The organism is Microbacterium sp. AISO3, from assembly GCF_002204305.1.
GTDB lineage: Bacteria > Actinomycetota > Actinomycetes > Actinomycetales > Microbacteriaceae > Microbacterium > Microbacterium arborescens.
The window spans coordinates 115,452-138,952 of record NZ_NHRF01000001.1; the positions used below are offsets into that span (position 1 = coordinate 115,452).

Consider the following 23,501-nt stretch of genomic DNA (forward strand, 5'->3'; position numbering starts at 1 on the left):
GCTGCGCATGACCCGCAATCTCGTCAAGCCCACGACGCCCGGCCTGGTGCGTCTGGAGGTGCTGCGCGCCGAGCGGCTCGCTCCGCACTGGATGCGGGTGACGTTCGGCCGCGGCGACATCGACCGGTTCGTGCCGCTCGGCTACGACCAGTGGTTCCGCCTCTTCCTGCCGCTCGGCGGCGATGAGGCCCTCGATCGCATCCCCGCGAAGGCCAACAAGCTGTTCGGGTACCTCAAGTACCTCCGTATCCCCGAGGGCGAGCGGCCGGTCATGCGCAACTACTCGGTGCGTGCGTACCGGCCGTCGGGACCGTCGGGCGGCGCCGAGATCGACGTCGACTTCGTGCTGCACGGCTCGGGACCGACCGCCGGCCCCGCCTCGCGCTGGGCCTCGCAGGCCCACGCGGGAGAGAGCGTCGTCATCATCGACGAGGGACTGCGCTTCAACCCCGAGCGAGGTGTCGACCGGGTGCTGCTCGTCGCAGACGAGACGGGTGCACCGGCCGTGGCCTCCATCTGCGCATCGTTGCCGGGAACGGCATCCGGGATGGCGCTCATCGAGGCCCCGTCGAGCGACGACGTGCTCGAGATCGAAGCGCCTCCGGAGGTCGATGTCCGGTGGCTCGTCCGGGCGCCCGACGCGAAGCCGGGGTCAGCCGCCCTTGCAGCGCTGAGCGCGTTGGCGCCGGGCGCCGTGCCTGCGCAGCCGCTCCATGCCTTCGTCGTCGGTGAGCAGTCGCTGCCGACCACCGCTCGACGGATGCTCATCGCCGACCACGGCATCCCGAAGGAGCAGATCAGTTTCGTCGGCTACTGGCGCGAGGGCGCGGGATCGCCGGCTCCGAGGTCGCAGGCGAGGGAACAGCACGCGCCCTCCGACGCGGCTCCGACGTCGGCGGAATCGGAGGCAACGGCATGAGCACCTCGGCCCGATCTCGCGCCGCACGCGTCTCGACGGCGTACCTGCTGACCTGCGCAGCGATCGGCGTCGCGGCGAGCGCGTTGCTCGCGCCTGCGTGGGTCGCATCGACGACCCTGTTCCTCACCGTGCCGTTCGCGACGGTGGCGATCGCCGGGCTGTGGGTTCTCCCCGCCGTCATCGCTCTCAGGCTGCTGCAACGCCCGGGAGCAGGGCTGCTCGTGGGGCTGATCTCGGGGCTCGTGCTCGCGCCGTTCTTCACGATCGGATCGGTCGCGACGATGTTGTACTGGTCGTTCTTCCCCGAGCTGCCGTTCCTCGCGACGCTCTACCGGCGCTGGAACACGTGGCTGCACTACGCGGGTGCCGCGATCATCGGTGCGACCTACCCGGTCTTCGCGGCGCAGTCGTTCGACCTGTGGAGCATGGCCACGCCCGTGCTCGTCGGGTTCATCGCCCTGTGCATCGGGAGCTGCCTCGTGGCCACGTGGCTCGGCATGCTGATCGGCGACCGCCTGCGGGCCGCCGGCGTCGCGACCCTCGCCCGCCGCCGGACGGCCGCCTGACCCCCTCTTCCTCTTCCTCTTCCCCTTCCCTCCTCCGTCGACTCGCCGAAAAATGCGGATGCGGGGGGTGCAGCATCCGCAGAACCTGGCGAGTCGACGGCACGGCGAGCGCCGCGGCAGGTCAGTCGGCGTAGGTCGGGGCCGGGGGCATCCCGAAGAAGTCTTCGAGGGTGCGGTAGCCGCCGTCTGCGTAGAGCGCCGCCAGCTCGGGGCCGATGTAGCGCAGATGCCAGGGCTCGTACTCGTAGCCGGTCGTGTCAGTGCGGCCGTCGGGGTAACGGATGATGAAGCCGAAGCGATGCGCGTTGGCGGCCACCCAGTCGGACTGCGCCGTGCCGCCGAACTGCTCGATGGCTCCGCATCCCCCGTCGCACGCGACGACATCGACGGCGAGGCCGGTCTGATGCTCGCTGTGGCCGGGGCGGGCGCTGGTGAGGTCGGCGTTGCTCTGTCCGAGCTGACCGACGTAATTGCGGTACGTCGACACCTGGAAGTCGTACGAGCGGAACCCGCTGTTGACCCCGATCGCGCCCGCACCCTCGTCTCTCGCGGCTGCCGCGAGCTGCGAGAGGGCTACTGCGACGTCCGCACGCATGTGCCCCCCGCTGGTCCGCTCGACGCCCTCGGCGCGCGCTTGCGGCTCGGGCCAGTAGTCGATCGGATCGAGCGCGTTGAGCTTGTTGACCACGACCCAGGTGCGCCCGGCCTCGTGCAGGTCGATGCACGGGGCCGCCCCGGCGGTGATCGCGGCGCGGAAGGGCTCGGCTCCCCCGGCCGCGGCGATGACGTCGGCGTCCGAGCCGGACGAGAGCGCCTCCGCGAAGCCCGGAGCTGAGCAGATGTCGCCCGCGGCGGCGGCATCCGTCGCGGCATCGTCGACCGGCTGCGCAGCGGAGTCCGCGTCGCCGGACTGCGCGGGCGCGGGGAGGCTCGACGCGATGGGCGCGTTGCCCGCCGTATCGCCGAGGAGCGCGGCGACGGGGTCGGCGGCAGCGGCATCCGATCCGCTCAGCGCCGACGTGGTGCCGATGGCACCCGCGACGACGAGCCCGACGAGCGCGAGGGCGGCAGCGCCGGCGACGGCGCGGCGGCGGACATAGACGGATGCCGGCAAACGGACGGACGCCGTCAGGACGCCGGGCTCGGACGAGCCACCACCCTCGCGCGCCGGCGCGGATGCGGCATCCTCCGGCGGACGCGACACGGCAGACCCGGAACCGGCGGCGCGCTCGCGCAGCTCACGGCGCGTCGGAAGGGGTCGCGTCTCCGGCGACCGCTCGCGTCGCGAGCGACGCGTCTCCGGCTCGGTCGGGTGCGCCACGACCCCCATTCTGCCCTGCGAGCCCGCCGGCCGCCGGTTACGCCTCCTTCGTGATTGACATCGCTTCGAATTTCTGTTCGAATCTTCTCGTGCGATGGCAGAGGCAGCAGATGGGCGTGGCGGATGCCGCTGCTCTGCCCGGCCTCGAAACGCTCAATGGCCTCGTGCGCTCGGTGACGACGCCCGAGTTCGCGGGAGTGACCTTCCACGAGGTCATGTCACGCTCGGCGCTCAACCGGGTTCCGGGCCCGTCGGCGATGCCGTTCGACTGGACGGTCAATCCGTACCGCGGGTGCACGCATGCCTGCGTCTACTGCTTCGCCCGTGGCACGCACGAGTACCTCGACATGGACGCGGGGGCCGACTTCGACTCGCAGATCGTCGTCAAGCTGAACGTCGCCGACGTGCTGCGTCGGGAGCTCTCGAAGCCGAGCTGGGCACGCGAGCAGGTGGCCCTCGGCACGAACACCGATCCCTACCAGCGCGCCGAGGGCCGCTACCGGTTGATGCCGGGCATCATCACGGCACTCGTCGACAGCGGCACGCCGTTCTCGGTGCTGACGAAAGGCACGCTGCTGCGACGCGATCTGCCGCTGTTGGCCGAGGCGGCGCGTTCCGTGCCGGTCGATCTCGCGATGTCGATCGCGGTGCTCGACGAGCCGTTGCGCCAACTGCTCGAACCCGGCGCGCCGACGTTCGCCGCGCGCCTCGACACGGTGCGAGCGGCCAGCGCCGCGGGGTTCCGGGTGACGGTGTTCCTCATGCCGATCGTGCCGCACCTCACCGATTCGACCGAGGTACTCGACGATGCCCTGAGCCGGATCGCAGATGCCGGCGCCGCCCGCGTCGTCTACGGCGCGATGCACCTGCGACCGGGCGTCAAACCATGGTTCCAGCAGTGGCTCGCACGTGAACGCCCCGACCTCTTGCCGGTGTACCGCGGCCTGTACCCCGGGGCCGCGGTGCAGGCACCTCAGGGCTACCGGCGCATGCTCGCAGCGCGCGTTCGACCCCTGCTCGCGCGGCATCGACTGCGCGGCGGGCTCGAAGAGGAAGAGGCGCAGCCGAGCACCCGACGGTTCCGGCCGGGACCGGTCGTCACGACCTCGCGCGGCCGCGCCGCTGCAACGGCATCCGTTCCCACCCTCTTCTGAAGCCGGGAGGGCGGCGATGCCGTCAGCGCGGGAGCGCGGAGTGGACCGCAAGGGCGACGTCGCGGGTCGTGTCGGGCGTCGCGAGCTCTCCGCCGCCGACGGTGATCCATGCGGCACCGTCGAACACGTAGGTCACGGCCGTGCTCACATCACCCGCCTCGATGGCGTCGCCGGTGAAGACGGTCGCGGTGCCCGAGCGTTCCTCCGTGAAGGTGTCGGACGCGTCGCGGAGTGCCGCGATCAGGCGGGGAGCCGCCTCCGAAGCGCTGACGACCGCTATCGACACCGCTCGTCCTGATCTGGGCACACCCCACAGGCAGGCCGTCGCATCATCGGACGCGGCGAGCGCGTCTTGGGCCGCGGGTCCGACCGGCTTCCACGTGTCCGTCGTGTCGGCGATCAGCACGACGTCGGCGCCGAAGGCGGCCTGGACGATCGCATCATCGACCTGAGCCGCGCACTCCGGGATGGCGAAGTGCGCCGGTATTCCGGTCCGCTGCGGCTCAGCTGTCGCGGTCGGCGTCGGGGACGAGTGCGCGGCCGACGAGGGGGGAGACGCCGCCGACGAGCCCGGCTCGGTCGCAGCGGGCGCGACCTCCGAGCCGGGGACTGTGCATCCCGACAGCAACAGAACCGCGGCAGCGCAGGCGGTCCCGATCGAAAGTCCTCGTGTGCGATGCATGCTCCTCAGCCCAGCGGCATCCGCCGTGCAGGGGAACCCGGTCGCGCTTTCATGAGAATGTCGCTAATGCGCACCCGCCCCCGCGCACGCGCGCGAGGGCGGGGCGTCGGGTCAGGCGTCGACGTTCGCGAGCTGTCGGCCCGAGACCTCCTCGAGGATGTCGTCGCCGGGGCGCACATCGTCGAAGGGGGCGTCGATCTCGGCACGCTCGAGCATCTCGGTCATGCGGCGGCGACGCTGACGCGTGATGAGGGTGACGACCGCGCCCGAGCGACCGGCACGGCCGGTGCGGCCCGCACGGTGCAGGTACGTCTTGTACTCATCGGGAGCGTCGGCCTGGATCACCAGATCGATGTCGTCGACGTGGATGCCGCGGGCAGCGACATCCGTTGCGACGAGCACCCGCACCTTGCCGTCGGTCAGACGCTGCAGGTTGCGCGTGCGCTTGCCCTGGTTGAGGTCGCCGTGGAGCGCGACCGCCGCGATCCCGGCATCCTCGAACTGCTCGGCGAGCATCTCGGTGTAGGCACGGGTGCGGGCGAAGACGAGGGTCTTACCGTCGCGATCGACGAGGGAGTTGAGGATCTCGGCCTTGTCGCGGTGGTCGAGGACGAGCACGCGGTGGTCGATGGTCGAGGTGTCCTGGCTCTCGCCCGCGACCTCGTAGACGGCGGGCTCGACGAGGAACTCGTCGACCAGCGCCGCGACCTCGCGGTCGAGCGTCGCGGAGAAGAGCAGTTTCTGCGCGCCGTCCTGCACGAGGCGGAGGATGCGCTGCATGGGCTCGAGGAAGCCGAGCTCGCTCATGTGGTCAGCCTCGTCGAGCACGACGATTGCTACCTCGGAGAGGTCGAGCTTGCCCTGGTTCTGCAGGTCCTCGATGCGCCCCGGGGTGCCGATGATGATGTCGACGCCCTTCTTGAGCGCACCGACCTGACGCGCCTGCGGCACTCCGCCGTAGATCTGCGTCGTGAACAGGCCGACGCTGCGCGCGATCGCCTGCACGGTGCGGTCGATCTGCAGCGCGAGCTCGCGTGTCGGTGCGAGGATCAGGGCCTTCGGCGAACGCCCGAACTCGCGGCGCTTGCCGGCCTGGCTGCGCAGGATCGACTCGACGAGCGGAGCGCCGAACGCGATGGTCTTGCCCGAGCCGGTGCGGCCGCGGGCGAGCACATCCTTGCCCTCGAGGATCGGCGGAATGGTGGCCGCCTGGATCGGGAACGGGGATGCTGCGCCGAGAGCCTCGAGCTGACGGACGATGTTGTCGCCGAGGCCGAGGTCGGCGAACGACGACTGGGCGACGGATGCCGCATCCACGGCCTCCGCCTGCAGGCGCTCGTGGACGGTGTCGACGTGGTCCTGGTGGGCCTTCGACTTGGTCTCGGCATTCCAGTCCGAACGGTTCGGGCGGTCGCCGAAGTCGCGGCGGGGACGGTCGTCGAACGAACGCGCGGGGCGGTCGTCGCGGCGCGGGCGGTCCGAGAAGTCACGACGCGGACGGTCGTCGAACGAACGCGCCGGTCGGTCGTCGCGACGCGGACGGTCGCCGAAGTCACGACGCGGACGGTCATCCCGGTTCGGGCGGTCACCAACGTCACGACGCGGACGGTCGTCGAACGAACGCGCGGGACGGTCGTCGCGGCGCGGGCGGTCGCCGAAGTCACGACGCGGACGGTCATCCCGGTTCGGGCGGTCGCCGAAATCACGACGGGGGCGATCATCGAACGAACGCGCGGGACGGTCGTCGCGGCGTGGGCGGTCACCGAAGTCACGACGCGGACGGTCATCGCGATTCGGACGGTCCGAGAAGTCGCGACGGGGACGGTCATCGAACGAACGGGCCGGGCGGTCGCCGAAGTCACGACGCGGACGGTCGTCGCGGAACGAGGGACGCGCGTCGCCGAAGGTCCGGCGGTCGTCGCGAGGCTGCGCTTCGTAGGGGCGTCGGCCACCGGCATCCGATCGGCGGTCGTTTCCGTAGCCGCGCTGCTCGCGAGGCGCTCGGTCATCGCGACCGCCCCGGTCGTCACGGAAGGAGCGCTCGCCACGTCCGCCGCGGTCGTCGCGGGCCTGCGAACGGATGCCGCGGGCTTCGTCACGACCCGCACGGTCCTGTGAAGACCAGCGGTTCTTGCGGCCGGTGTCTTCGCTCTCGGCACGGTAGCCGCGGTGACCGGGGCTCTTGCTGCCGGGGGTTCCGGCCGACGACTGGCCGGGGCGACGCTTCGCGTCCTGGTACGAGGTCTTCTTGCCGTAGCGGGGCTCGAAGTTCTGCGCGCGGCCGCCGGCCGGCTTCTTGTTCTTGGGCATGGGTGTGTCCTTCTGGGTTCTCTGCACGAGAACAGCGCCCGCGCGCACGCGGGCAAACCCGGACATCCGTCGGCCGGGGGCCATTCACATGATGGTCATGCGCGCCGATCGGCGCTCACCATCGGCCCCATGGACTCACAAAACCTGTCGCGATCACGCGCTGCCCAGAGCCGACCCGCCCACCATACGGCATCCGCCTGGGAATCCGCCCGCCGCGGCGTCGGGGCCGGCAGCAAGGGCCGGGGTCGGGGGCCGGGGCAATGGATGCTGCGATGCAAGGGTTTCGGCGCAACACCCCGGCGCTCGCTCCCGGCCACGGCGCGCCGCAGGCGATCCCTTGCATCGCGGCAAGCCGGCAATCCGACGGCCCGGTGCGAGCCCGGAGCCTGCCGCGATCAGACCAGGCGGCGGCGACGGGGTCCGCGAGACGGTCCGGGGATGCGCTGAGCCTGTCGACGGGACGACCCAGCACCCGGCTCGCCGGAATCCGCCGGCCGTCCAGCACCACCAGCACCAGCACCACCAGCACCAGCACCACCAGCACCACCACCACCGGCACCGGCGTGGTCGTGGTCATCCGGCGCGACGGGGATGACGAGATGCGTGGGCGCATCCGGCGAACCGTCGACCGGAACGACGAGGTGGGTCGGCTCGGCCGTCGCCGCCTCCGCGAGGCGCCGCTCGCGCCGGGTCATCGGCGCCGCAGACGCCCCGTCCCCCGCCGAACCGGCACCCGAAACAGAACCAGCACCCGAAACAGAACCAGCACCCGCACCGACGTCACCCCGGCGCCGCGCCGCCCGGCGCTCGCGCGCCCCCTCGACGAGGTTGTAGAGGGTCGGCAGCACGAGCAGGGTCAGCAGGGTCGACGAGATGAGCCCGCCGATGACGACGATCGCCAGCGGCTGCGAGATGAAGCCGCCGTGGCCGGTGATCCCGAGGCCCATGGGCGTCAGCGCGAAGATGGTCGCGAGCGCGGTCATGAGGATCGGTCGCAGACGCCGCGACCCTCCCGCGATCGTCGCGTCGTGGGCCGACAGCCCCTTCTCGCGGTACTGGTTCACGAGGTCGATCAGCACGATCGCGTTCGTCACGACGATGCCGATGAGCATCAGCACACCGATGAGCGAGGCGACGCCGAGCGGCACGCCCGTCGCGATCTGCAGCAGGATCGCCCCCGTCGCCGCGAACGGCACCGAGATGAGGAGCAGCAGGGGCTGCCGCAGCGACTTGAAGGTCGCGACCATCACGATGTAGACGATGAGGATGGCGGCGAGCGCGGCGAGCCCGAGCTGTCCGAAGGCGTCCTGCTGCTGCGTGAGCACGCCGCCGATCTCGGCGTCCGCGCCCTGCGGCAGCTCGACGGTGTCGAGCGCGTCCGAGACGATGACGGATGCCGCGTTGAGATCGTCGCCCGAGGGGGTCACGGTGACCGTCGCGGTGCGCTGACCGCGCTGCGTCGTGATCGAGGTCGGTCCCTCGCTCTGCTCGACGGTCGCGACGTCCTGCAGCGGAATGGGACCGCCGGCCGTCGGGATCGTCAGCTGACGCAGCTCGTCGATCGACGCGGGCGCCTGCGACGCCGCGAGGTAGACGGTGAGCGAGGTGTCGTCGATCTCGACGGTGCCGATCGACTGCGGCTGCATCGTGCCCGAGACGATGCCGCCGACCGCGACCTCCGACAGGCCACGGGATGCCGCCGCGTCGCGGTCGACGGTCACGGCGATGTACGGCAGCGAGGCCGAGAGGTTCGATGTGACCTGGCTGACGCCGTCGGCATCCTGCAGCGAGGCGACGACCGCGTCGGTCGCTTCGCGCAGCGCCGTCTGGTCGGGCGCGGTGACGTCGATCTCGATGTCGCTCGAGCCGAATCCGCCGCCGCCCGCGGCGATCTGGATGTCGCCGACGCCTTCGAGGTCGGCGACGGCGCGCTGCACGCGGTCGCGGACGTCGAGCTGGTCGGCCGAGCTGTCGGTCGTGATGGAGTAGGTGACTCCGCCGCCTCCACCCGAGAAGGCGTCGCGCAGCTGAGATCCGGACGAGCCGATCGACACCTGCACGGCGTCGATCCCCTCGAGGCCGGTGATCGCGTCCTCGACGCGCTGGGCGGCGGCATCCTCCGCTTCGAGGGATGCCGCGGGCCCGAGCGTCTGCGTCATCGTGAAGGTGTTCTGACCGGAGTCGCCGAGGAAGTTCGTCTTCATCAGCGGCACGGCGGCGAGCGTGCCACCGAGCACGAGAACCGCGAGCACGAGGGTGACGGCCGAGTGACGCAGGGTCCAGCGGAGGATCGGCAGGTACGCCTTCTGCAGTCGCGACGGCGGCGCTTCGGGGTCTTCGGGGTCGATGCGCCGGCCGTCGGGGGTGACGACGGGCTTGCCGGGGCGCAGGAACCAGTACGCCAGCACCGGCACGATCGTCAGCGAGACGAACAGCGACGCCGACATCGCGATGGTGACGGTCAGCGCGAAGGGCCGGAACAGCTCGCCGGTCAGGTCGCCGACGAAGGCGATCGGCAGGAACACCGCGACGGTCGTGATCGTCGACGCCGTGATGGCGGCGGCCACCTCGCGAACGGCCAGGGTGATGGCCGCGAGCTTGTCGGCTCCCTCGACGTAGTGCCGCTTGATGTTCTCGATGACGACGATCGAGTCGTCGACGACGCGGCCGATCGCGATCGTGAGGGCGCCGAGGGTCAGGATGTTCAGCGAGTAGCCGAATGCCTGGATGCCGACGAAGGTGATGAGCACGCTCGTGGGGATCGAGATCGCGGTGACGATCGTCGAGCGCACCGACAGCAGGAACACGAGGATCACGAGCACCGCGAACACGAGCCCCAGCAGGCCCTCCTGCGCGAGGGCCTCGATCGACTGCTCGATGAACGGCGCCTGATCGAATACGACGGTGAACTGCGCGTCGCCGCCGAGGTCGTCCTCGAGCGCGGGCAGCGCGTCGAGGACGCCGCGGGAGACGTCGACGGTGTTCGCGGCGGGCAGCTTCGTGACCGCGATGGTGAGGGCGGGCTCGCCGTCGACGCGCGAGATCGAGGTGATCGGCGACGGCTCCTGCGCGACGGTCGCGACATCGCCGATCGTCGTCGTGCCGCCGGCGAGCTGCGCGGCATCCGTCGGCACGAGCGGCAGCGCCGACAGCTCGTCGACCGAGGCGATCTTCGCGCCGGTCTGCACGGTCAGCGACTGGTCGCCCTCGGTGATCTCGCCGCCGGGGAACAGCACGCCGTTCTGGTCGAGGGCGTCGCGGATGGCCTGCTGCGTGAAGCCGGCCTCGGCGAGCGCCGCCTGGTCGGGGGTGATCGTGATGCGCTCGACGCGGCCGCCGACGACCTGGGCCGCGTTGACGCCGTCGACGTCTTCGAGATCGGGGATGACGGTGCTCTCGAGCCGGGCCTGCACCGATTCGGCGTCGTCGTAGCCGGTGACGGCCAACTGGATCACGGGCAGGTCATCCAGCGAGAAGCTCAGCACGCTCGGGGTGACCCCGTCGGGCAGCTGACTGTCGATCCGGTTGATGGCCTGCAGGATCTTCTGCTCGGCCGTCGCCAGGTCGGTGCCGTAGGTGAACGAGGCCTGGATGATCGAGGCGTTCGTCGAGCTGGTCGCCGTCGTCGATTCGAGCCCGGGAACACCCTGGATCGCGGTCTCGATGGGGGTCGAGACATCCGTGTTGACGACTTCAGGCGAGGCGCCGGGGTAGGTCGTGACCACGGAGAGCTGGGGCAGCTCGATCGAGGGGATGAGCTCCTGCTTGAGGTTCGTGAGCGCGAGGCCTCCGGACACCGCGGCGACGATCGTGATGAGTGCGATGAGCGCGCGATTCTTCAGGCTCAGGACGGCGAGTTTCGACACAGGTTTCCTCGGGCGCACCGGACCGGCGCTGTAGGTGTGATGCAGGCGGGCGCGATGCGCTCGTCGATACATGGATGTATCGACTTCAGTATCCCACGCGGTCGCCGACGCAGCGTGGGCTCAGCCTGGGAGCAATCCCCCGATGACGATGCCGATCGCCGCGGCGACGACGGCCACGGCGAAGGTGCCGACCAGGTTCACGATCGCCCAATCGCGCCGGCCGCGCCGCGCGAGCTGGATCGTCTCGACCGACACCGTGCTGAACGTCGTGTATCCGCCGAGCAGCCCGACCCCGAGCACGGCCAGCCAGTCGGGCGCGACGAGCGCGCCTAGTCCCGTCAGCAGCCCCAGGAGTCCCGAGCCGGTGACGTTGACGATCAGGATGCCGACGGGAAAGGCGTCGCGCCGCCCCCGCGTGACCACGACGTCGAGCACGTAGCGGATGCCGGCTCCCGCACCGCCCGCGACGACGAGGGCCACGAGCATCCCGCCGCTGACGCCGTTCATGCGGCATCCCTCTCGCGACGGGTGCCGAGGGCCAGCCCGAGTGCCGCGGCGACGAGTCCTCCCACGAGGCTCACCACGACGAGGGCCAGACCGACGACGGGGGCGGCGGTGGCGACCTGTATCGACTGCACGGCGAAGGCACTGTAGGTCGTGAAGCCGCCGAGCACGCCGGTGCCGGCGAACGCCCGGAGCCGCGGCCGGCTCACCGCCCACCGCCCGACGACGACGCCGAGCAGGAACGATCCGAGCAGATTGCAGCCGAGCGTGAGCGCGGGCACCGCGAGCGGGTGAGCCCATCCCGTGAACGGCAGGGTGATCGCGGCGCGCACGGCGACTCCGGCCGCACCGCCGATCACGACGAGGACCAGCGTGAGCGGCGAGATGCGCGCCCGCTCGATCACGTCGCCACCGTAGACCCCGGCATGCGCCGACCGATGCCGCCACTCCGGGTCACACCTCGACTCATTTCCTATAGGATCGACGAAAGGTTCGCTCCCCCATCGCAGAGGAGAACGCAATGACGCGTCTGTTCAACGACCCCGACGAGTTCGTCGAGGATTCCGTCGCCGGCTTCGTCGCGGCATCCGCCCGATGGGTCCGCCCCGTCACGGGAGGCGTCGTCCGTTCGACCCGCGGCGCGGAGCCGACGGTCGCTGTCGTCGTGGGGGGCGGCAGCGGCCACTACCCCGCGTTCGCGGGGCTCGTCGGCCCCGGCCTGGCGCACGGCGCGGTCATGGGCAACGTGTTCGCGTCGCCGTCGGCCCACCAGGTGCGCTCGGTCGCGAAGGCCGCTCATGAGGGCCGCGGCGTGCTGCTCAGCTACGGCAACTACGCCGGCGACGTCCTGCACTTCACCCAGGCCCAAGACCGCCTTCGCGAGGCGGGGGTCGACTGCCGCACTGTGACGGTCACCGACGACATCTCCAGCGCACCCGCGCACGAGCGCGAGAAGCGCCGGGGCATCGCGGGCGATCTCGTCGTCTTCAAGATCGCCGGCGCGGCCGCGGAGGAGGGCCTCGATCTCGACGACGTCGAGCGCCTCGCCCGGCACGCCAACGACCGCACCCGCTCACTGGGGGTCGCCTTCGGCGGCTGCACCCTTCCGGGCGCGACCGAGCCGCTCTTCACGGTGCCCGAGGGACGCATGGCGGTCGGTCTCGGCATCCACGGCGAACCCGGCATCGACGAGGTCGACATCCCCACCGCCGCCGAGCTCGCGAAGCTGCTCGTCGAGCGCCTGCTCGAAGAACGACCGGACGGCGCCGCCCCGACCGGTCGCGTCGTGCCGATCCTCAACGGTCTCGGCTCGGTGAAGTACGAGGAGCTCTACGTCGTGTACGCGGCGGTCGACCGCCTGCTGACCGAAGCCGGGGTCGAGGTCACCTCGCCCGAGGTCGGCGAGTTCTGCACGAGCTTCGACATGGCCGGCGTCTCGCTCACCCTCCTCTGGCTCGACGACGAGCTCGATCGGCTGTGGCATGCCTCATGCGACACCCCCGCGTTCCGTCGCGGCTCGGTCGAGGGCCGCGTCGCGGTGGCCGCTGCCGCCGATGACGACGACGATGAGACCGAGGCGATCGGGCCTGCATCCGAGGCGTCGCGCCGCGCGTCCGCCGTCGCCGCCCGCGCCCTCGACGCCGTCGCCGCGATGCTCGACGAGCAGGCCGAGGAGCTCGGGCGCATCGACCGCATCGCGGGCGACGGCGACCACGGCATCGGCATGCAGCGCGGCAGTCGCGCGGCCGCGGCCGCCGCCTCGCGCGCCGTCGCGGCCGGCGCGGGCGCACGGACGGCGCTGCAGCACGCCGGCGACGCCTGGGCCGACAAGGGCGGGGGCACGTCGGGTGCGATCTGGGGAGAGATGCTCCTCGACCTCGGTGCGGCCCTCGGCGACGACGATGCGGTCGACGCCGCCCTGCTGTCCGCGGGCGTCGGGCGCATGAAGGATGCCGTGATGTCGTTCGGCAAGGCCACGGTCGGCGACAAGACGATGATCGACGCGATCGTGCCGTTCGCCGACACGCTCCGCGACCGACTCGCCCAGGGAGATGACCTGCTCGACGCGTGGGCCACCGCCGCCGACGCCGCACAGGCCGCCGCCGAGGCGACCGCCCAGCTCACCGCCCGGCTCGGTCGTGCCCGTACGCACGGCGACCGCAGCCTAGGCACCCCCGACCCCGGCGCGGTCTCGTTCGCGCTGGTGACCCGCACGGTTCTCGATGTCCTGAAGGAGGACGCCTGACATGGCACTGCGACTGATCGTCGGCTCGGATGACGCCGGCTACGAGTACAAGGAACGCATCAAGGCCGACCTGGAGGCGAACCCCCTGGTCGCCGAGGTCATCGACGTCGGCGTCGACGCCGACAGCCACACCAACTACCCCGCGGTCGCGACGGCCGCCGCCGAGCGCGTGCGCGACGGCGAGGCCGACCGCGCGATCCTCATCTGCGGCACGGGGCTCGGCGTCGCGATCGCGGCGAACAAGGTCACCGGCATCCGCGCCGTCACGGCGCACGACTCGTACTCGGTCGAGCGGTCGATCCTGTCGAACGACGCCCAGGTGCTCTGCATGGGCCAGCGCGTCGTGGGGATCGAGCTGGCACGGCGCCTCGCGGCGGAATGGCTCACCTACACCTTCGACACCTCGAGCGCCTCGGCCGAGAAGGTGCGCGAGATCTGCGCGTACGAAGAGGGGTGAGGTCCGCCCGATGATCATCGGCGCGAGCCTGAAGACCTACTTCTCGCACGCCCGCACGCTGAGCTGGGTATCGGAGGTGGCGGCGATCCTCGACGAGCACCCCGCACGCGACCGGGTCACGGCGTTCGTGGCGCCCCAGTTCCCCTCGATCCCCGGCGCGCTCGAGCGCGCGGGGCGGCTCGCGGTCGGGGCACAGGACCTCGCCGTGCACGACACCGGCGCCTACACCGGCGAGGTCTCGGGCGCGGTCCTGGCCGAGCTCGGATGCCGCTACGCCGAGGTCGGCCATGCCGAGCGGCGCCGCCTGTTCGGCGAGACCGAGAGCGTGGTGTCGGCGAAGACGCACGCCGCGCTGCGGAACGGCCTCGTCCCGGTCATCTGCGTCGGCGAGGAGGACGAGGCGGGGCTCGACGCCGCGATCGCGACCTGCACGCAGCAGGTGCGCAGCGCCCTCGCCGATGCCGACGAGGCGGCCGCGACCGGCGCGGTGGTCATCGCCTACGAACCGCTGTGGGCGATCGGTGCGCCGGCACCCGCGACATCCGATCACATCCGCTCGATCTGCTCGGGATTGCGATCCCGGATCGGCGCCGTCGATCGCGAGATCTCGATCATCTACGGCGGCAGTGCGGGGCCGGGGCTGCTGTCGACGATCTCCGACGCCGTCGACGGCCTGTTCCTCGGCCGGTTCGCGCACGACCCGCGCGCAGTTCGTGACATCCTCGATGAGGTGGACGCCCTCTCGGGGTGAGGTGCGCTCCGTGCGAACCGGAAGAGGGACGATGACCGCATCACGGGACGGCAACCTGCGGGGACTCGATGCCACGATCGAGCGGCGCGGCCTGCGCGATCACGTCTACGAGCGGATCCTCCAGCTGCTTCTCAGCGGCGAGGCGGTGCCGGGTCGCCGCCTGTCGATCGACACCATCGCGCGCCAGCTCGACGTGTCGCAGACCCCGGTGCGCGAAGCGCTCGTGCAGCTCGAGCGCACAGGGCTCGTCACTCGCGAGGCGCTGCGCGGCTACCGCGTCGCCCCGCCCCTCGGACTCGATCAGCTGCGCGAGCTCTTCGACGCCCGCATCATGCTCGAGACGCATGCCACGCGCCTCGCGACGCCCGCCTCGCCCGAGATGATCGACGAGCTCCGCGCGGCGGAGGAGGAGCACCGCGGCATCGGCAAGCGCGTCATCGAGGCCCTCAACGCCGGGGCCGCCGACCTGGAGCTGACCGCCGCATACTTCGTCGCGGACGCCGCGTTCCACCGCGTCGTGTTCGACCACTGCGGCAACCGGTATCTCACCGAGATGTCCGAGACCCTCGGCGCGCAGCTGCACCGGATGCGGCAGTCGGTGCGGCACGGCGTGACCGACGTGCGCGAGGCGATCGCCGAGCACGAGGCCCTCGTCGACGCGTTCGCCACGGGCGACCCCGACGCTCCCGAGCGCTCGATGCTCCATCACCTCGAGCAGGTGCGCCAGCGATCGCTCGGGCTCGAGCAGGCCTGAGCCCGCCGCCGCGAACTCCCTCTTGCAGCGTTCTCTATTTCCTATAGGATCTACGGGAGTCCTCAGCCGGACCCGCTCGCCAATGGAGTCGCCATGAATGCACCGTCGCACCCGTCCGCCCCCACGCCCGGCCCGATCGCGGTCTGCATGCACGGCTTCGCCCCGGTCGCAGCAGACGGAACGCGTCTGCACGACGCACCCGCCGAGACCTGGGACGACGTGTTCGCGCAGGTCGAGCGGCTCGGCTTCACCGCGATCGAGATCGCGGACAGCCACATCCGTCCGTCCGAGCTGACCGCGTCCCGTCGCGCCGAGCTGAAGTCCGTCGCGACGAGTCACGGGATCGAGCTCGTCTCGGTGCACGTGCAGCGCCAGAGCGTCATCCAGCCCGGCAAGGGCGAAGAGAACCTCGCGTACGCGCACCGCGCCATCGACGCGGCGGCCGAGCTCGGCATGCGCGTCTTCTCGACCGGCCTCCACCAGCCCTTCAGCGAGGCGCAGCGCGCGGCCCTGTGGTTCTGGACCGCGCCGGGCCCGGTCGACCCCGATGACGCCGACACCCGCGCGCTCGCGGTCCGCCGCCTGCGCGAACTCGGCGAGCACGCGGCATCCGTCGGCCTGCCGATGTCGCTCGAGATGTACGAGGACACCTACCTCGGCACCGCCGACAGCGCGGTGCGCCTCATCGAGGAGATCGGGCTCGACAACGTCGGCCTCAACCCCGACATCGGCAACCTCGTGCGCCTGCACCGCCCCATCGAGGACTGGCGCGAGATGCACGAGAAGACCCTCCCCTACGCCAACTACTGGCACATGAAGAACTACGCGCGCGACGAGGCGGCCGACGGCAGCTGGCAGACCTCGACGCCGACGAGCATGGAGCTCGGCCTCATCAACTACCGGGCGATGGTCGCCCGCGCGCTCGAGCTCGGATTCCGCGGCCCGTTCCTCATGGAGCAGTACGGCGGCGACAGCCTCGGCGTCTGCGCCCGCAACCGCGACTACCTGACCTCCCTGCTTCCGGCGACCGCCGGAGCCTGACCGACACCGACGAGGAGAACGTCATGACCGAGAACGAACGCCCCGTGTACGCGGTGGTGGGCAGCGGCTACATGGGCGGCGGCATCGCGCAGTCGCTCGCCCTGTCCGGCGCCGACGTGCGCATCGCCGATGTCGACATCGAAGTCGCCCGCGGCAACCGCGACCGCCTCATCGCCGAGGCCGCGCAGTTCACCGCCGACGGCCTGTTCCCCGCCGACGCCAGCGCCGTCATCGCGGAGCGCATCACGGCGATGACGATCGAGGATGCCGTCGCCGGCGCTTCCTTCATCGAGGAGGCGGTGCCCGAGAAGATCGAGATCAAGCACGCGACCCTCCGCCGCATCTCGGCTGCGGCCGCGCCCGACGCGATCATCGGCAGCAACACCTCGACGATCCTCATCGGCCGTCTCGCCGAAGCCGTGACGAACCCCGGCCGGTTTCTCGGCGTGCACTTCTCCAACCCCGCTCCCTTCATCCCCGGCGTCGAGCTGATCCCGCACGCCGGCACCGACGAGGCGGTCCTCCCCGTCGTCGAGGCCATCGTCGCCGCGACGGGCAAGGAGACCGCCCGGGTGAAGGATGCGACCGGGTTCGTGCTCAATCGCCTGCAGTACGCGCTCTTCCACGAGGCGACGCAGCTGGTGGAGGAGGGCGTCGCCACGCCGGAGGACATCGACACCATCGTGCGCACAACCTTCGGCTTCCGGCTGCCGTTCTTCGGGCCGTTCGCGATCGCCGACATGGCCGGGCTCGACGTCTACGCCTTCTGCTACGCGTCGCTGCAGACCGAGTTCCCCGAGCGGTTCGCGACACCGCCCATCCTCGACCAGCTCGTCTCGGCCGGGAAGCTCGGCACGAAGTCCGGCGCCGGGTTCCTCGACGTCCCCGCCGAGCGCACGCCCGAGCTCATCGCCTACCGCAACAAGGCGTACGTCGCGATGAAGAAGCTCATCGACGAGCTCGGCCCCGCCCCCATCCACCCCGCACAGGACTGAGAGAACACGCCATGGCATCCGTCTTCCCCGCTGAGCGCACCGTCATCCTGACCGGCGCCGCGAGCCCCCGGGGCATCGGCCGCACGACCGCCTTCCACCTGGCAGAGCGCGGCTGGCATGTCGGCATCGTCGACGTCGACGCCGCGGCCGCCGAGCGCACCGCCGCCGAGGTCGCCGAGGCTCACGGTGTGCGGGCCGTCGGCGTCGGCGCGAACGTGGCCGACCGCCAGCAGGCCGTCGCCGCGATCGACACGCTCGAGGCGTCGCTGCCGCAGATCGTCGCCCTCGTGAATTTCGCCGGGGTCTCGTCCCCGATCCCCTACCTCGAGGTCACCCCCGAGGAATGGCACCGCGTCGAGTCGATCAACCTCGACGGCGTGCACTGGGTCACCCAGCGCGTCGCCCGCACGCTCGTCGCGAACGGCGTGGGGCGCCTCGTGGGCATCTCGTCGGTGTCGGCGCAGCGCGGCGGCGGCACCTTCTCGAAGACGCCCTACTCGGCGGCGAAGGCGGGTGTGATCGGCCTGATGCGCTCGGTCGCGCGAGAGCTCGGTCCGCTCGGCATCACGGCGAACGTCATCTCGCCCGGCCCGATCGACACCGACATCATGGGCGGGACGCTGACGGAGGAGCGCAAGGAGGCGATGGCCGCCGACGGCGTGCTGCCGCGCATCGGCACTCCCACCGACATCGCCGCGGCGGTGGCCTACCTGATCAGCGAGGACGCCGGATTCGTGACGGGCCAGACCCTGAACGTCGACGGTGGCCTCTACATGCACTGAGGCTCCCGTGAACCGCAACTGGTCCCGCGGACGCCTCGGGTTCCTGGCCATCGGGGTGATCTGCGTGGTCGTCGGCCTCGTCCTGATCATCCCCTCACTCGGCGGCTGAACCGCCGCCTCGTCACTCCGTCACACCCACACGAACTCGAAGGAGAGTCACTGTGTCCTCATCGGACTACGGTCCCGCCACGCGGGCCAACGTCACGGTCGCGAATGAGCTGCTGAGCAGCCCGCACCTGGCGAGCGGCATCAAGAAGGCCACCTACCGGCTCATGCCGATGCTCATCATCCTGTACTTCGTCGCGTTCCTGGATCGCACGAATGTCGGGTTCGCCGAGTCCGCTCTCGAAGTCGACCGGGGCATCTCGGCCGGGGCCTATGCCCTCGGTGCCGGCATCTTCTTCATCGGCTACGCCCTCTTCGAGATCCCCTCGAACCTGCTGCTCGACAAGTTCGGCGCGCGCTTCTGGCTCGCCCGCATCGCGGTCACCTGGGGAATCGTCGCGTCGCTCTTCGCCTTCGTCAACGGCGAGACGATGTTCATCGTGCTGCGCTTCCTCCTGGGCGTCACGGAGGCCGGCCTCTTCCCCGGCGTCATCATGTTCCTCGCGCAGTGGTTCCCCAACAAGCGCCGCGTGCAGATGTTCGCGCTGTTCTACCTCGCGCAGCCCTTCTCGCAGATGCTGGGAGCCCCGCTGTCGGGCGGCCTGATCAGCATCGGCGACCAGGTCACCCCGTGGGCCGGCTGGCAGGTGATGTTCTTCGTCGAGGGCATGATGGCGGTCGTCGCCGGTATCGCAGCCCTGTTCTTCCTCGTCGACTCGCCGCAGAAGGCGAAGTTCCTCGATGACGACGAGAAGGCCGCGCTGAAGGCGGTGATGGAGCATGAAGACACCGTGAAGGAATCCGATGGGCCCCGCGGCATCGGCGCGGCGCTCATCAGCTGGAAGGTCTGGTACTTCACCGTCATCTACTTCTGCCTGCAGATCGCCGTCTACGGCACGACGTTCTACCTGCCGCAGCAGGTGTCGAACCTCATCGGAGAGTCGGTCGGCTGGCAGGTCGGCCTCGTGTCCGCCATCCCGTGGGCCGTCGGCCTGTTCGCCTGCTACTACGTCGGCAAGCACGCCGACACCGTGCGCCGGCGCCGCGTGTGGGGTGCCCTGTTCTTCCTCGTGACGGGTTCGGCCATCCTCGTGTCGGCGTGGGCCGGAGCCAACGGGCAGGGCCTGCTGGGCATCATCGCGATCACCGTCGCGGTCGCGGCGTTCCTCTCGACGGGCCCCATCACCTGGTCGTTCCCGACCTCGTTCCTCACGGGGGCCGCGGCCGCGGCCGGCATCGGCCTCATCAACTCCCTCGGCAACCTGGGCGGCTTCGTCGCCCCGATCATGCGCACGGGGATCAACGAGGCCGTCCCGACCGAGAGCGGAGCCTGGGGCGTGGTGTCGCTGGGTCTGTTCGCGTTCCTCGCCGCCGTCATGATGTGGGCGACCCGGTTCTTCAGCTCGAAGGCCGACGCCCTCCTGACCTCGGGAGAGCCCCAGCGCCGCTGACGCGTCGCGCGTTTCGAACGGCCCGGTGTCGCCTCGTGCGGCCCGGGCCGTTTCGGCGTCGCGCCGAGGCTGCCCGGTGAGTGCTCGGGCGCTGCGCCGTCGGCGTCAACCGAGGACGAGGGAACGGATGGCGGACTCGGGCGAGACGGTCGTGTCGAGCAGCATCCCCGAGCGATAACGCTCGAACACGCGCGGATCGATGTACGAGCTGCGCGCGACCGCCGGGGTGTTGCCCAGCGCTGTCGCCGCGGCGCGCACCGCTTCGACCTCGGCCTGATGCACGGCCCGGGCGGTCTCGGCGATGCCGATGCGGGCGAGGGCATCCGCCGCGACGACGGTGCCTCGGAGCGTGCGGAAGTCCTTCGCGGTGAACGGGCCGCCGGTCAGCGCACGGACGTACGCGTTGACGTCGTTCGGGGTGAGCGGCACCCGCCGGCGCTGCCGCTGCCACGCGAGCAACGGCGACGAGGGCCGCCCCTCGATGAGCAGCATGATCGCCGTCGCGAGATCGGGGTCGGGGATCTCGAGCGCCTGCCGCTGCCCGCTCTTGCCCGAGAAAGCCAGGCTCACGACGGCGTCGGCCACCGAGGCGTCGCGGCGCCGGAGCGTCGTCAGCCCCCGGCTGCCGTGCTGCAGCAGGTAGCGCTGCGACCCGATGCGCAGCGCCGAGCGGTCGAGCAGCCGGAATGCCGCCGCGAGGACGCGTTCGCGGTCGAGGTCGGCGCGACGCAACGACGCGGTCGCCCGGGACCGGGCGCGCGGCAGGGACTCGGCGAGCTGCAGCGCCCTCGCGTACTTGCCCTTGTCGCGGCTGCGCGTCCAGTCGGGATGGTAGATGTACTGTCGGCGGCCCGCATCGTCGGTTCCGACGACCTGGATGTGCCCCTGGGGATCCGCGCAGATCCAGACGTCCTGCCACGCCGGCGGGATGACGATCGTGCGGATGCGGGCGAGATCGCGCCGCCCGACCACGCCGCCGTCGGCGTCCGTGTACCGGAAGCCCTTGCCCGAGCGGATGCGCCGGATGCCGGCATCCACATCGGGTCGGACCCGGACGAGTCGGGCCACCTCAGTGGTTGCGCAGCATCGAGATGATCTGCGCCTTCTTCTTGCCCGAGTACCCGGAGATGCCGAGTTCCTTGGCGCGCTTCTTCAGCTCGTCGACGGTCCAGTCCTCGTAGTCGCCGGACTGCCCGCCCCGGCTGCCGACCTTCTTGCGGCCGTCACGGGCGGCGGCGTTCGAGATGCGAGCGGCCTTCTCCTTCGAGGCGCCGTCCTCGCGCAGCTCCTCGTAGAGCTCGGGGTCTTTGAGACTGTTCGATCCGCGTCCCTGTGGCATGGCGGTCTCCCCTCTTCGTCAGGCCGAGATTACGACCGCCACGACGGCCTTCGCAGGTGCTTGACAGGCATTCGCGCAAGGGCGTAACCCCACCCCACCCGCCGCCCGCCGGCCGCCGCCCGACCGCGACCCGACACAAAGGGCGCCTTCCTCGCCGCCGACACGACCATGCGCGTCGGGTCGGCGCGTGATGGGCTACCACCACGGGGAATCGATCGTCAAGGCCTCGGCACTTACGCTCGGCATTCTCTAACGTTGCGGTCAGCCCTTCACGGGGTCGGAACGTCTCGCAGTGGGACGGACATTGGGAGACAGACAAGGAGCCCCCATGAACATCTTCCTCATCATCATCATCGTCGTTGCGATCGTGCTCGCGATCGTCAGTGGCCTGAACAGCGCCCTGAGCTGGCTGCTCTGGGTTGCTCTGATCGTCGGTGTGATCGCGCTCATCGCGTTCCTCTTCCGAGTGATCAGCGGCAACAAGCGCGTCTGACCGCCGCGCTGCGCGAACGCCTCCGCCTCCGGGCGGGGGCGTTCTGCATTTCCGGAGCCGTGCGGCGACCTGCTCCGAGGACCTCTGGACGAGTCGCGATATATCGTGTTACCGTCAGCACACGCGATATATCGCGAATAGTTCGCGGCAACCGTCGCCTGAGAGAGGGAAGCGCCATGACACTGCAGAAATGGATCGTCCACCCCGACGAGACGCGGGTGATCGACGTCGATGACATCCGCAAGCTCAAGGTGAGCATGGTCGGGGGTCAGATCGACATCGTCGCCCACGACGAACCGGGCGTCCGCATCGAGGTGCACGCCGTCACGGGCAAGGATCTCCGTATCGAAGCGACCGGCGACGTCGTCGAGATCGACCACCCGCAGCTGCGCTGGGACAACTTCACGCAGGTCTTCCGCAACTTCGGGTCGTCCGGGCCGAAGGCCGAGATCAGCGTCGCCGTCCCGCGAGGCACCGACCTCACGCTCGGCGTCGTCAGCGCGAGCGCGCTCGTGTCGGGTCTCACGGCCGATGCGCGGGTCAATACCGTCTCGGGCGACATCATCATCGACGGGATCACGGGCGACGTGAACGCCAACGCCGTCTCGGGCGACGTACAGGCTCGCGAGCTGACCGGAGCGCTCACTGCGAAGTCCGTGTCGGGCGACGTGTCGGCGATCGGCACCCTGCGCGCGGCCGACATCGACACCGTGTCGGGCGCCATGCTCGTCGACTCGTCCGGTCCGATCCAGTCGATCACGCTCCACACCGTGGGCGGCGACGCGACGGTGCGCCTCGACGAGAGCCTGCCCGCGAACTATCAGGTGCGAAGCGTCAGCGGACGCGTGCTCATCGACGGGGTCGTGCGATCCGGTCAGGGTGCCGGGCCGCTGACGAGCTTCGCCGGCTCGACGGGTGAACTCAGCGGATCATTCGTCGATGTCCGCACCAACTCGGTCTCGGGCGACCTGACCGTTCTGCGGCGCTCCGCCCCCGCGGCCACCGACGTCGCCGGCACGAGCACTCCCGAGGTCGCCGGCGAGGCAGCACCCGAAGCCGCCCCGGTCGAGGCCGCCCCAGTCGAGGACACCGCCGACCGTCGCGAGGAGCTCTGACGATGCCGCCCGTCTTCTCCCACGGTGATCTGCGCCTCTACCTGCTGTCGCTGCTCGACGAGTCGCCGCGTCATGGGTACGACCTCATGCAGGCCCTGACGGAGCGCACCGGCGGCACGTACTCGCCGAGCGCCGGCACCATCTATCCGCGGTTGGCCAAGCTCGAGGACGAAGGACTCGTGACCAAGACCGTCGACGGTCGCAAGACGATCTACGAGATCACGGATGCCGGCCGTGACGAGCTCTCGGCCCGCCGCCATGACCTCGACGGCATCCAGGCCGGCCTGGCCGACAGCATCCGCCTCATCGCCGACGAGGTCCGGGGCAGCGTGCGCGCCGCGATGAAGAGCCTCCAGGCCGATCTCGCAGCGGCCGCGAACCTCGATCACGAGACGGCCACGCGTCCGACACCACCCGAGAACCCGCGCGCCGAAGCCCGCGCGCAGGCGCAGCGAGCGGATGCCGCGATCGCCGAGTTCCGGGCGAACGTGAAGGCCGACCTGCGGTCGCACATCGCGCGCGACGGCGACGTCACGGCTTCCACCGTCGACGACCTCGTCGCTGCACTCACCCGGGCCCGCGATGAGGTGCTGCGGGCCCTACGGGGCTGACGACGCGCGGTGCCACGCCGCACCGATGACCTCTGCTCCG

22 protein-coding genes are annotated in these 23,501 nt (G+C 70.6%); 14 read left to right on the plus strand and 8 right to left on the minus strand.

The genetic code is table 11. From position 1 onward, the window contains the following. Positions 1-7: 7 nt before the first annotated feature. On the plus strand, positions 8-919 hold the full coding sequence (locus CBF90_RS00525; protein WP_242435543.1) for a siderophore-interacting protein: 912 nt from the start codon (positions 8-10) through the stop codon (positions 917-919). Further along, positions 916-1,485 carry an ECF transporter S component gene (locus CBF90_RS00530; RefSeq protein ID WP_088379644.1) on the plus strand — a complete coding sequence of 190 codons (570 nt, stop codon included), beginning with the start codon at positions 916-918 and terminating at the stop codon, positions 1,483-1,485. Before CBF90_RS00525 ends, CBF90_RS00530 begins: the two co-directional genes overlap by 4 nt. Positions 1,486-1,606: 121 nt before the next feature. Here CBF90_RS00530 and CBF90_RS00535 read toward each other — a convergent pair whose 3' ends face one another. Continuing rightward, positions 1,607-2,806 (minus strand): M15 family metallopeptidase, encoded by a 1,200-nt coding sequence (locus tag CBF90_RS00535; protein ID WP_242435544.1) that lies wholly within the window; start codon positions 2,804-2,806, stop codon positions 1,607-1,609. Between the two features lie 89 nt (positions 2,807-2,895). On the opposite strand from CBF90_RS00535, the gene CBF90_RS00540 reads away from it, so the two are divergent. Then, positions 2,896-3,960 (plus strand): Rv2578c family radical SAM protein, encoded by a 1,065-nt coding sequence (locus tag CBF90_RS00540; protein WP_197690546.1) that lies wholly within the window; start codon positions 2,896-2,898, stop codon positions 3,958-3,960. A 22-nt stretch (positions 3,961-3,982) separates the two neighbouring features. Here CBF90_RS00540 and CBF90_RS00545 read toward each other — a convergent pair whose 3' ends face one another. The 5 genes from CBF90_RS00545 to CBF90_RS00565 all read right to left on the minus strand — a co-directional run bounded on the left by CBF90_RS00545 (position 3,983) and on the right by CBF90_RS00565 (position 11,726). After that, positions 3,983-4,642, minus strand: coding sequence for a hypothetical protein (locus CBF90_RS00545; RefSeq protein ID WP_088379647.1), 660 nt, complete (start codon positions 4,640-4,642; stop codon positions 3,983-3,985). Between the two features lie 111 nt (positions 4,643-4,753). Next, positions 4,754-6,952, minus strand: a complete 2,199-nt coding sequence (locus CBF90_RS00550; RefSeq protein WP_071918713.1) for a DEAD/DEAH box helicase — start codon at positions 6,950-6,952, stop codon at positions 4,754-4,756. A 395-nt stretch (positions 6,953-7,347) separates the two neighbouring features. Next, positions 7,348-10,818 (minus strand): efflux RND transporter permease subunit, encoded by a 3,471-nt coding sequence (locus CBF90_RS00555; protein WP_242435545.1) that lies wholly within the window; start codon positions 10,816-10,818, stop codon positions 7,348-7,350. 120 nt (positions 10,819-10,938) lie between these two features. Beyond that, entirely contained in the window at positions 10,939-11,325 is a 387-nt protein-coding gene (locus CBF90_RS00560) for a CrcB family protein (protein WP_023953064.1), read from the minus strand. Beyond that, entirely contained in the window at positions 11,322-11,726 is a 405-nt protein-coding gene (locus CBF90_RS00565) for a CrcB family protein (protein WP_023953065.1), read from the minus strand. The genes CBF90_RS00560 and CBF90_RS00565 overlap by 4 nt, the downstream gene beginning before the upstream one ends. A gap of 116 nt (positions 11,727-11,842) precedes the next feature. On the opposite strand from CBF90_RS00565, the gene CBF90_RS00570 reads away from it, so the two are divergent. The 8 genes from CBF90_RS00570 (at position 11,843) to CBF90_RS00605 (ending at position 19,903) form a co-directional block, all read left to right on the plus strand. Beyond that, complete coding sequence (locus tag CBF90_RS00570) at positions 11,843-13,567, plus strand: dihydroxyacetone kinase family protein (RefSeq protein ID WP_071918714.1); 1,725 nt, start codon at positions 11,843-11,845, stop codon at positions 13,565-13,567. A 1-nt stretch (position 13,568) separates the two neighbouring features. Further along, on the plus strand, positions 13,569-14,024 hold the full coding sequence (locus CBF90_RS00575) for a ribose-5-phosphate isomerase (protein WP_023953069.1): 456 nt from the start codon (positions 13,569-13,571) through the stop codon (positions 14,022-14,024). A 10-nt stretch (positions 14,025-14,034) separates the two neighbouring features. Continuing rightward, positions 14,035-14,775 (plus strand): triose-phosphate isomerase family protein, encoded by a 741-nt coding sequence (locus CBF90_RS00580; protein WP_064955162.1) that lies wholly within the window; start codon positions 14,035-14,037, stop codon positions 14,773-14,775. A gap of 31 nt (positions 14,776-14,806) precedes the next feature. After that, positions 14,807-15,529: a GntR family transcriptional regulator gene (locus CBF90_RS00585; protein WP_023953073.1), complete on the plus strand. Its 723-nt coding sequence runs from the start codon at positions 14,807-14,809 to the stop codon at positions 15,527-15,529. A gap of 93 nt (positions 15,530-15,622) precedes the next feature. Then, on the plus strand, positions 15,623-16,570 hold the full coding sequence (locus tag CBF90_RS00590) for a sugar phosphate isomerase/epimerase (RefSeq protein ID WP_088379648.1): 948 nt from the start codon (positions 15,623-15,625) through the stop codon (positions 16,568-16,570). A gap of 23 nt (positions 16,571-16,593) precedes the next feature. Further along, on the plus strand, positions 16,594-17,565 hold the full coding sequence (locus tag CBF90_RS00595; RefSeq protein ID WP_064955164.1) for a 3-hydroxyacyl-CoA dehydrogenase family protein: 972 nt from the start codon (positions 16,594-16,596) through the stop codon (positions 17,563-17,565). Positions 17,566-17,576: 11 nt separating this feature from the next. Beyond that, complete coding sequence (locus tag CBF90_RS00600) at positions 17,577-18,347, plus strand: SDR family NAD(P)-dependent oxidoreductase (protein ID WP_023953078.1); 771 nt, start codon at positions 17,577-17,579, stop codon at positions 18,345-18,347. A 161-nt stretch (positions 18,348-18,508) separates the two neighbouring features. Then, entirely contained in the window at positions 18,509-19,903 is a 1,395-nt protein-coding gene (locus CBF90_RS00605; protein WP_023953080.1) for an MFS transporter, read from the plus strand. Between the two features lie 105 nt (positions 19,904-20,008). Here the strand turns inward: CBF90_RS00605 and CBF90_RS00610 are convergent, their stop codons facing one another. Together CBF90_RS00610 and CBF90_RS00615 are read right to left on the minus strand one after the other, a co-directional pair. Next, positions 20,009-20,971 carry a DNA topoisomerase IB gene (locus CBF90_RS00610; RefSeq protein WP_023953082.1) on the minus strand — a complete coding sequence of 321 codons (963 nt, stop codon included), beginning with the start codon at positions 20,969-20,971 and terminating at the stop codon, positions 20,009-20,011. A 1-nt stretch (position 20,972) separates the two neighbouring features. Continuing rightward, complete coding sequence (locus CBF90_RS00615) at positions 20,973-21,242, minus strand: Rho termination factor N-terminal domain-containing protein (RefSeq protein WP_023953083.1); 270 nt, start codon at positions 21,240-21,242, stop codon at positions 20,973-20,975. A gap of 328 nt (positions 21,243-21,570) precedes the next feature. Here CBF90_RS00615 and CBF90_RS18345 point away from each other — a divergent pair, with 328 nt between their 5' ends. From CBF90_RS18345 to CBF90_RS00625, 3 genes are all read left to right on the plus strand, one after another. Next, positions 21,571-21,735 carry a hypothetical protein gene (locus CBF90_RS18345; RefSeq protein ID WP_023953086.1) on the plus strand — a complete coding sequence of 55 codons (165 nt, stop codon included), beginning with the start codon at positions 21,571-21,573 and terminating at the stop codon, positions 21,733-21,735. Between the two features lie 176 nt (positions 21,736-21,911). Then, positions 21,912-22,850 carry a DUF4097 family beta strand repeat-containing protein gene (locus tag CBF90_RS00620; protein ID WP_088379649.1) on the plus strand — a complete coding sequence of 313 codons (939 nt, stop codon included), beginning with the start codon at positions 21,912-21,914 and terminating at the stop codon, positions 22,848-22,850. A gap of 2 nt (positions 22,851-22,852) precedes the next feature. After that, positions 22,853-23,461, plus strand: coding sequence for a PadR family transcriptional regulator (locus tag CBF90_RS00625; RefSeq protein WP_023953089.1), 609 nt, complete (start codon positions 22,853-22,855; stop codon positions 23,459-23,461). Positions 23,462-23,501: the final 40 nt, after the last annotated feature.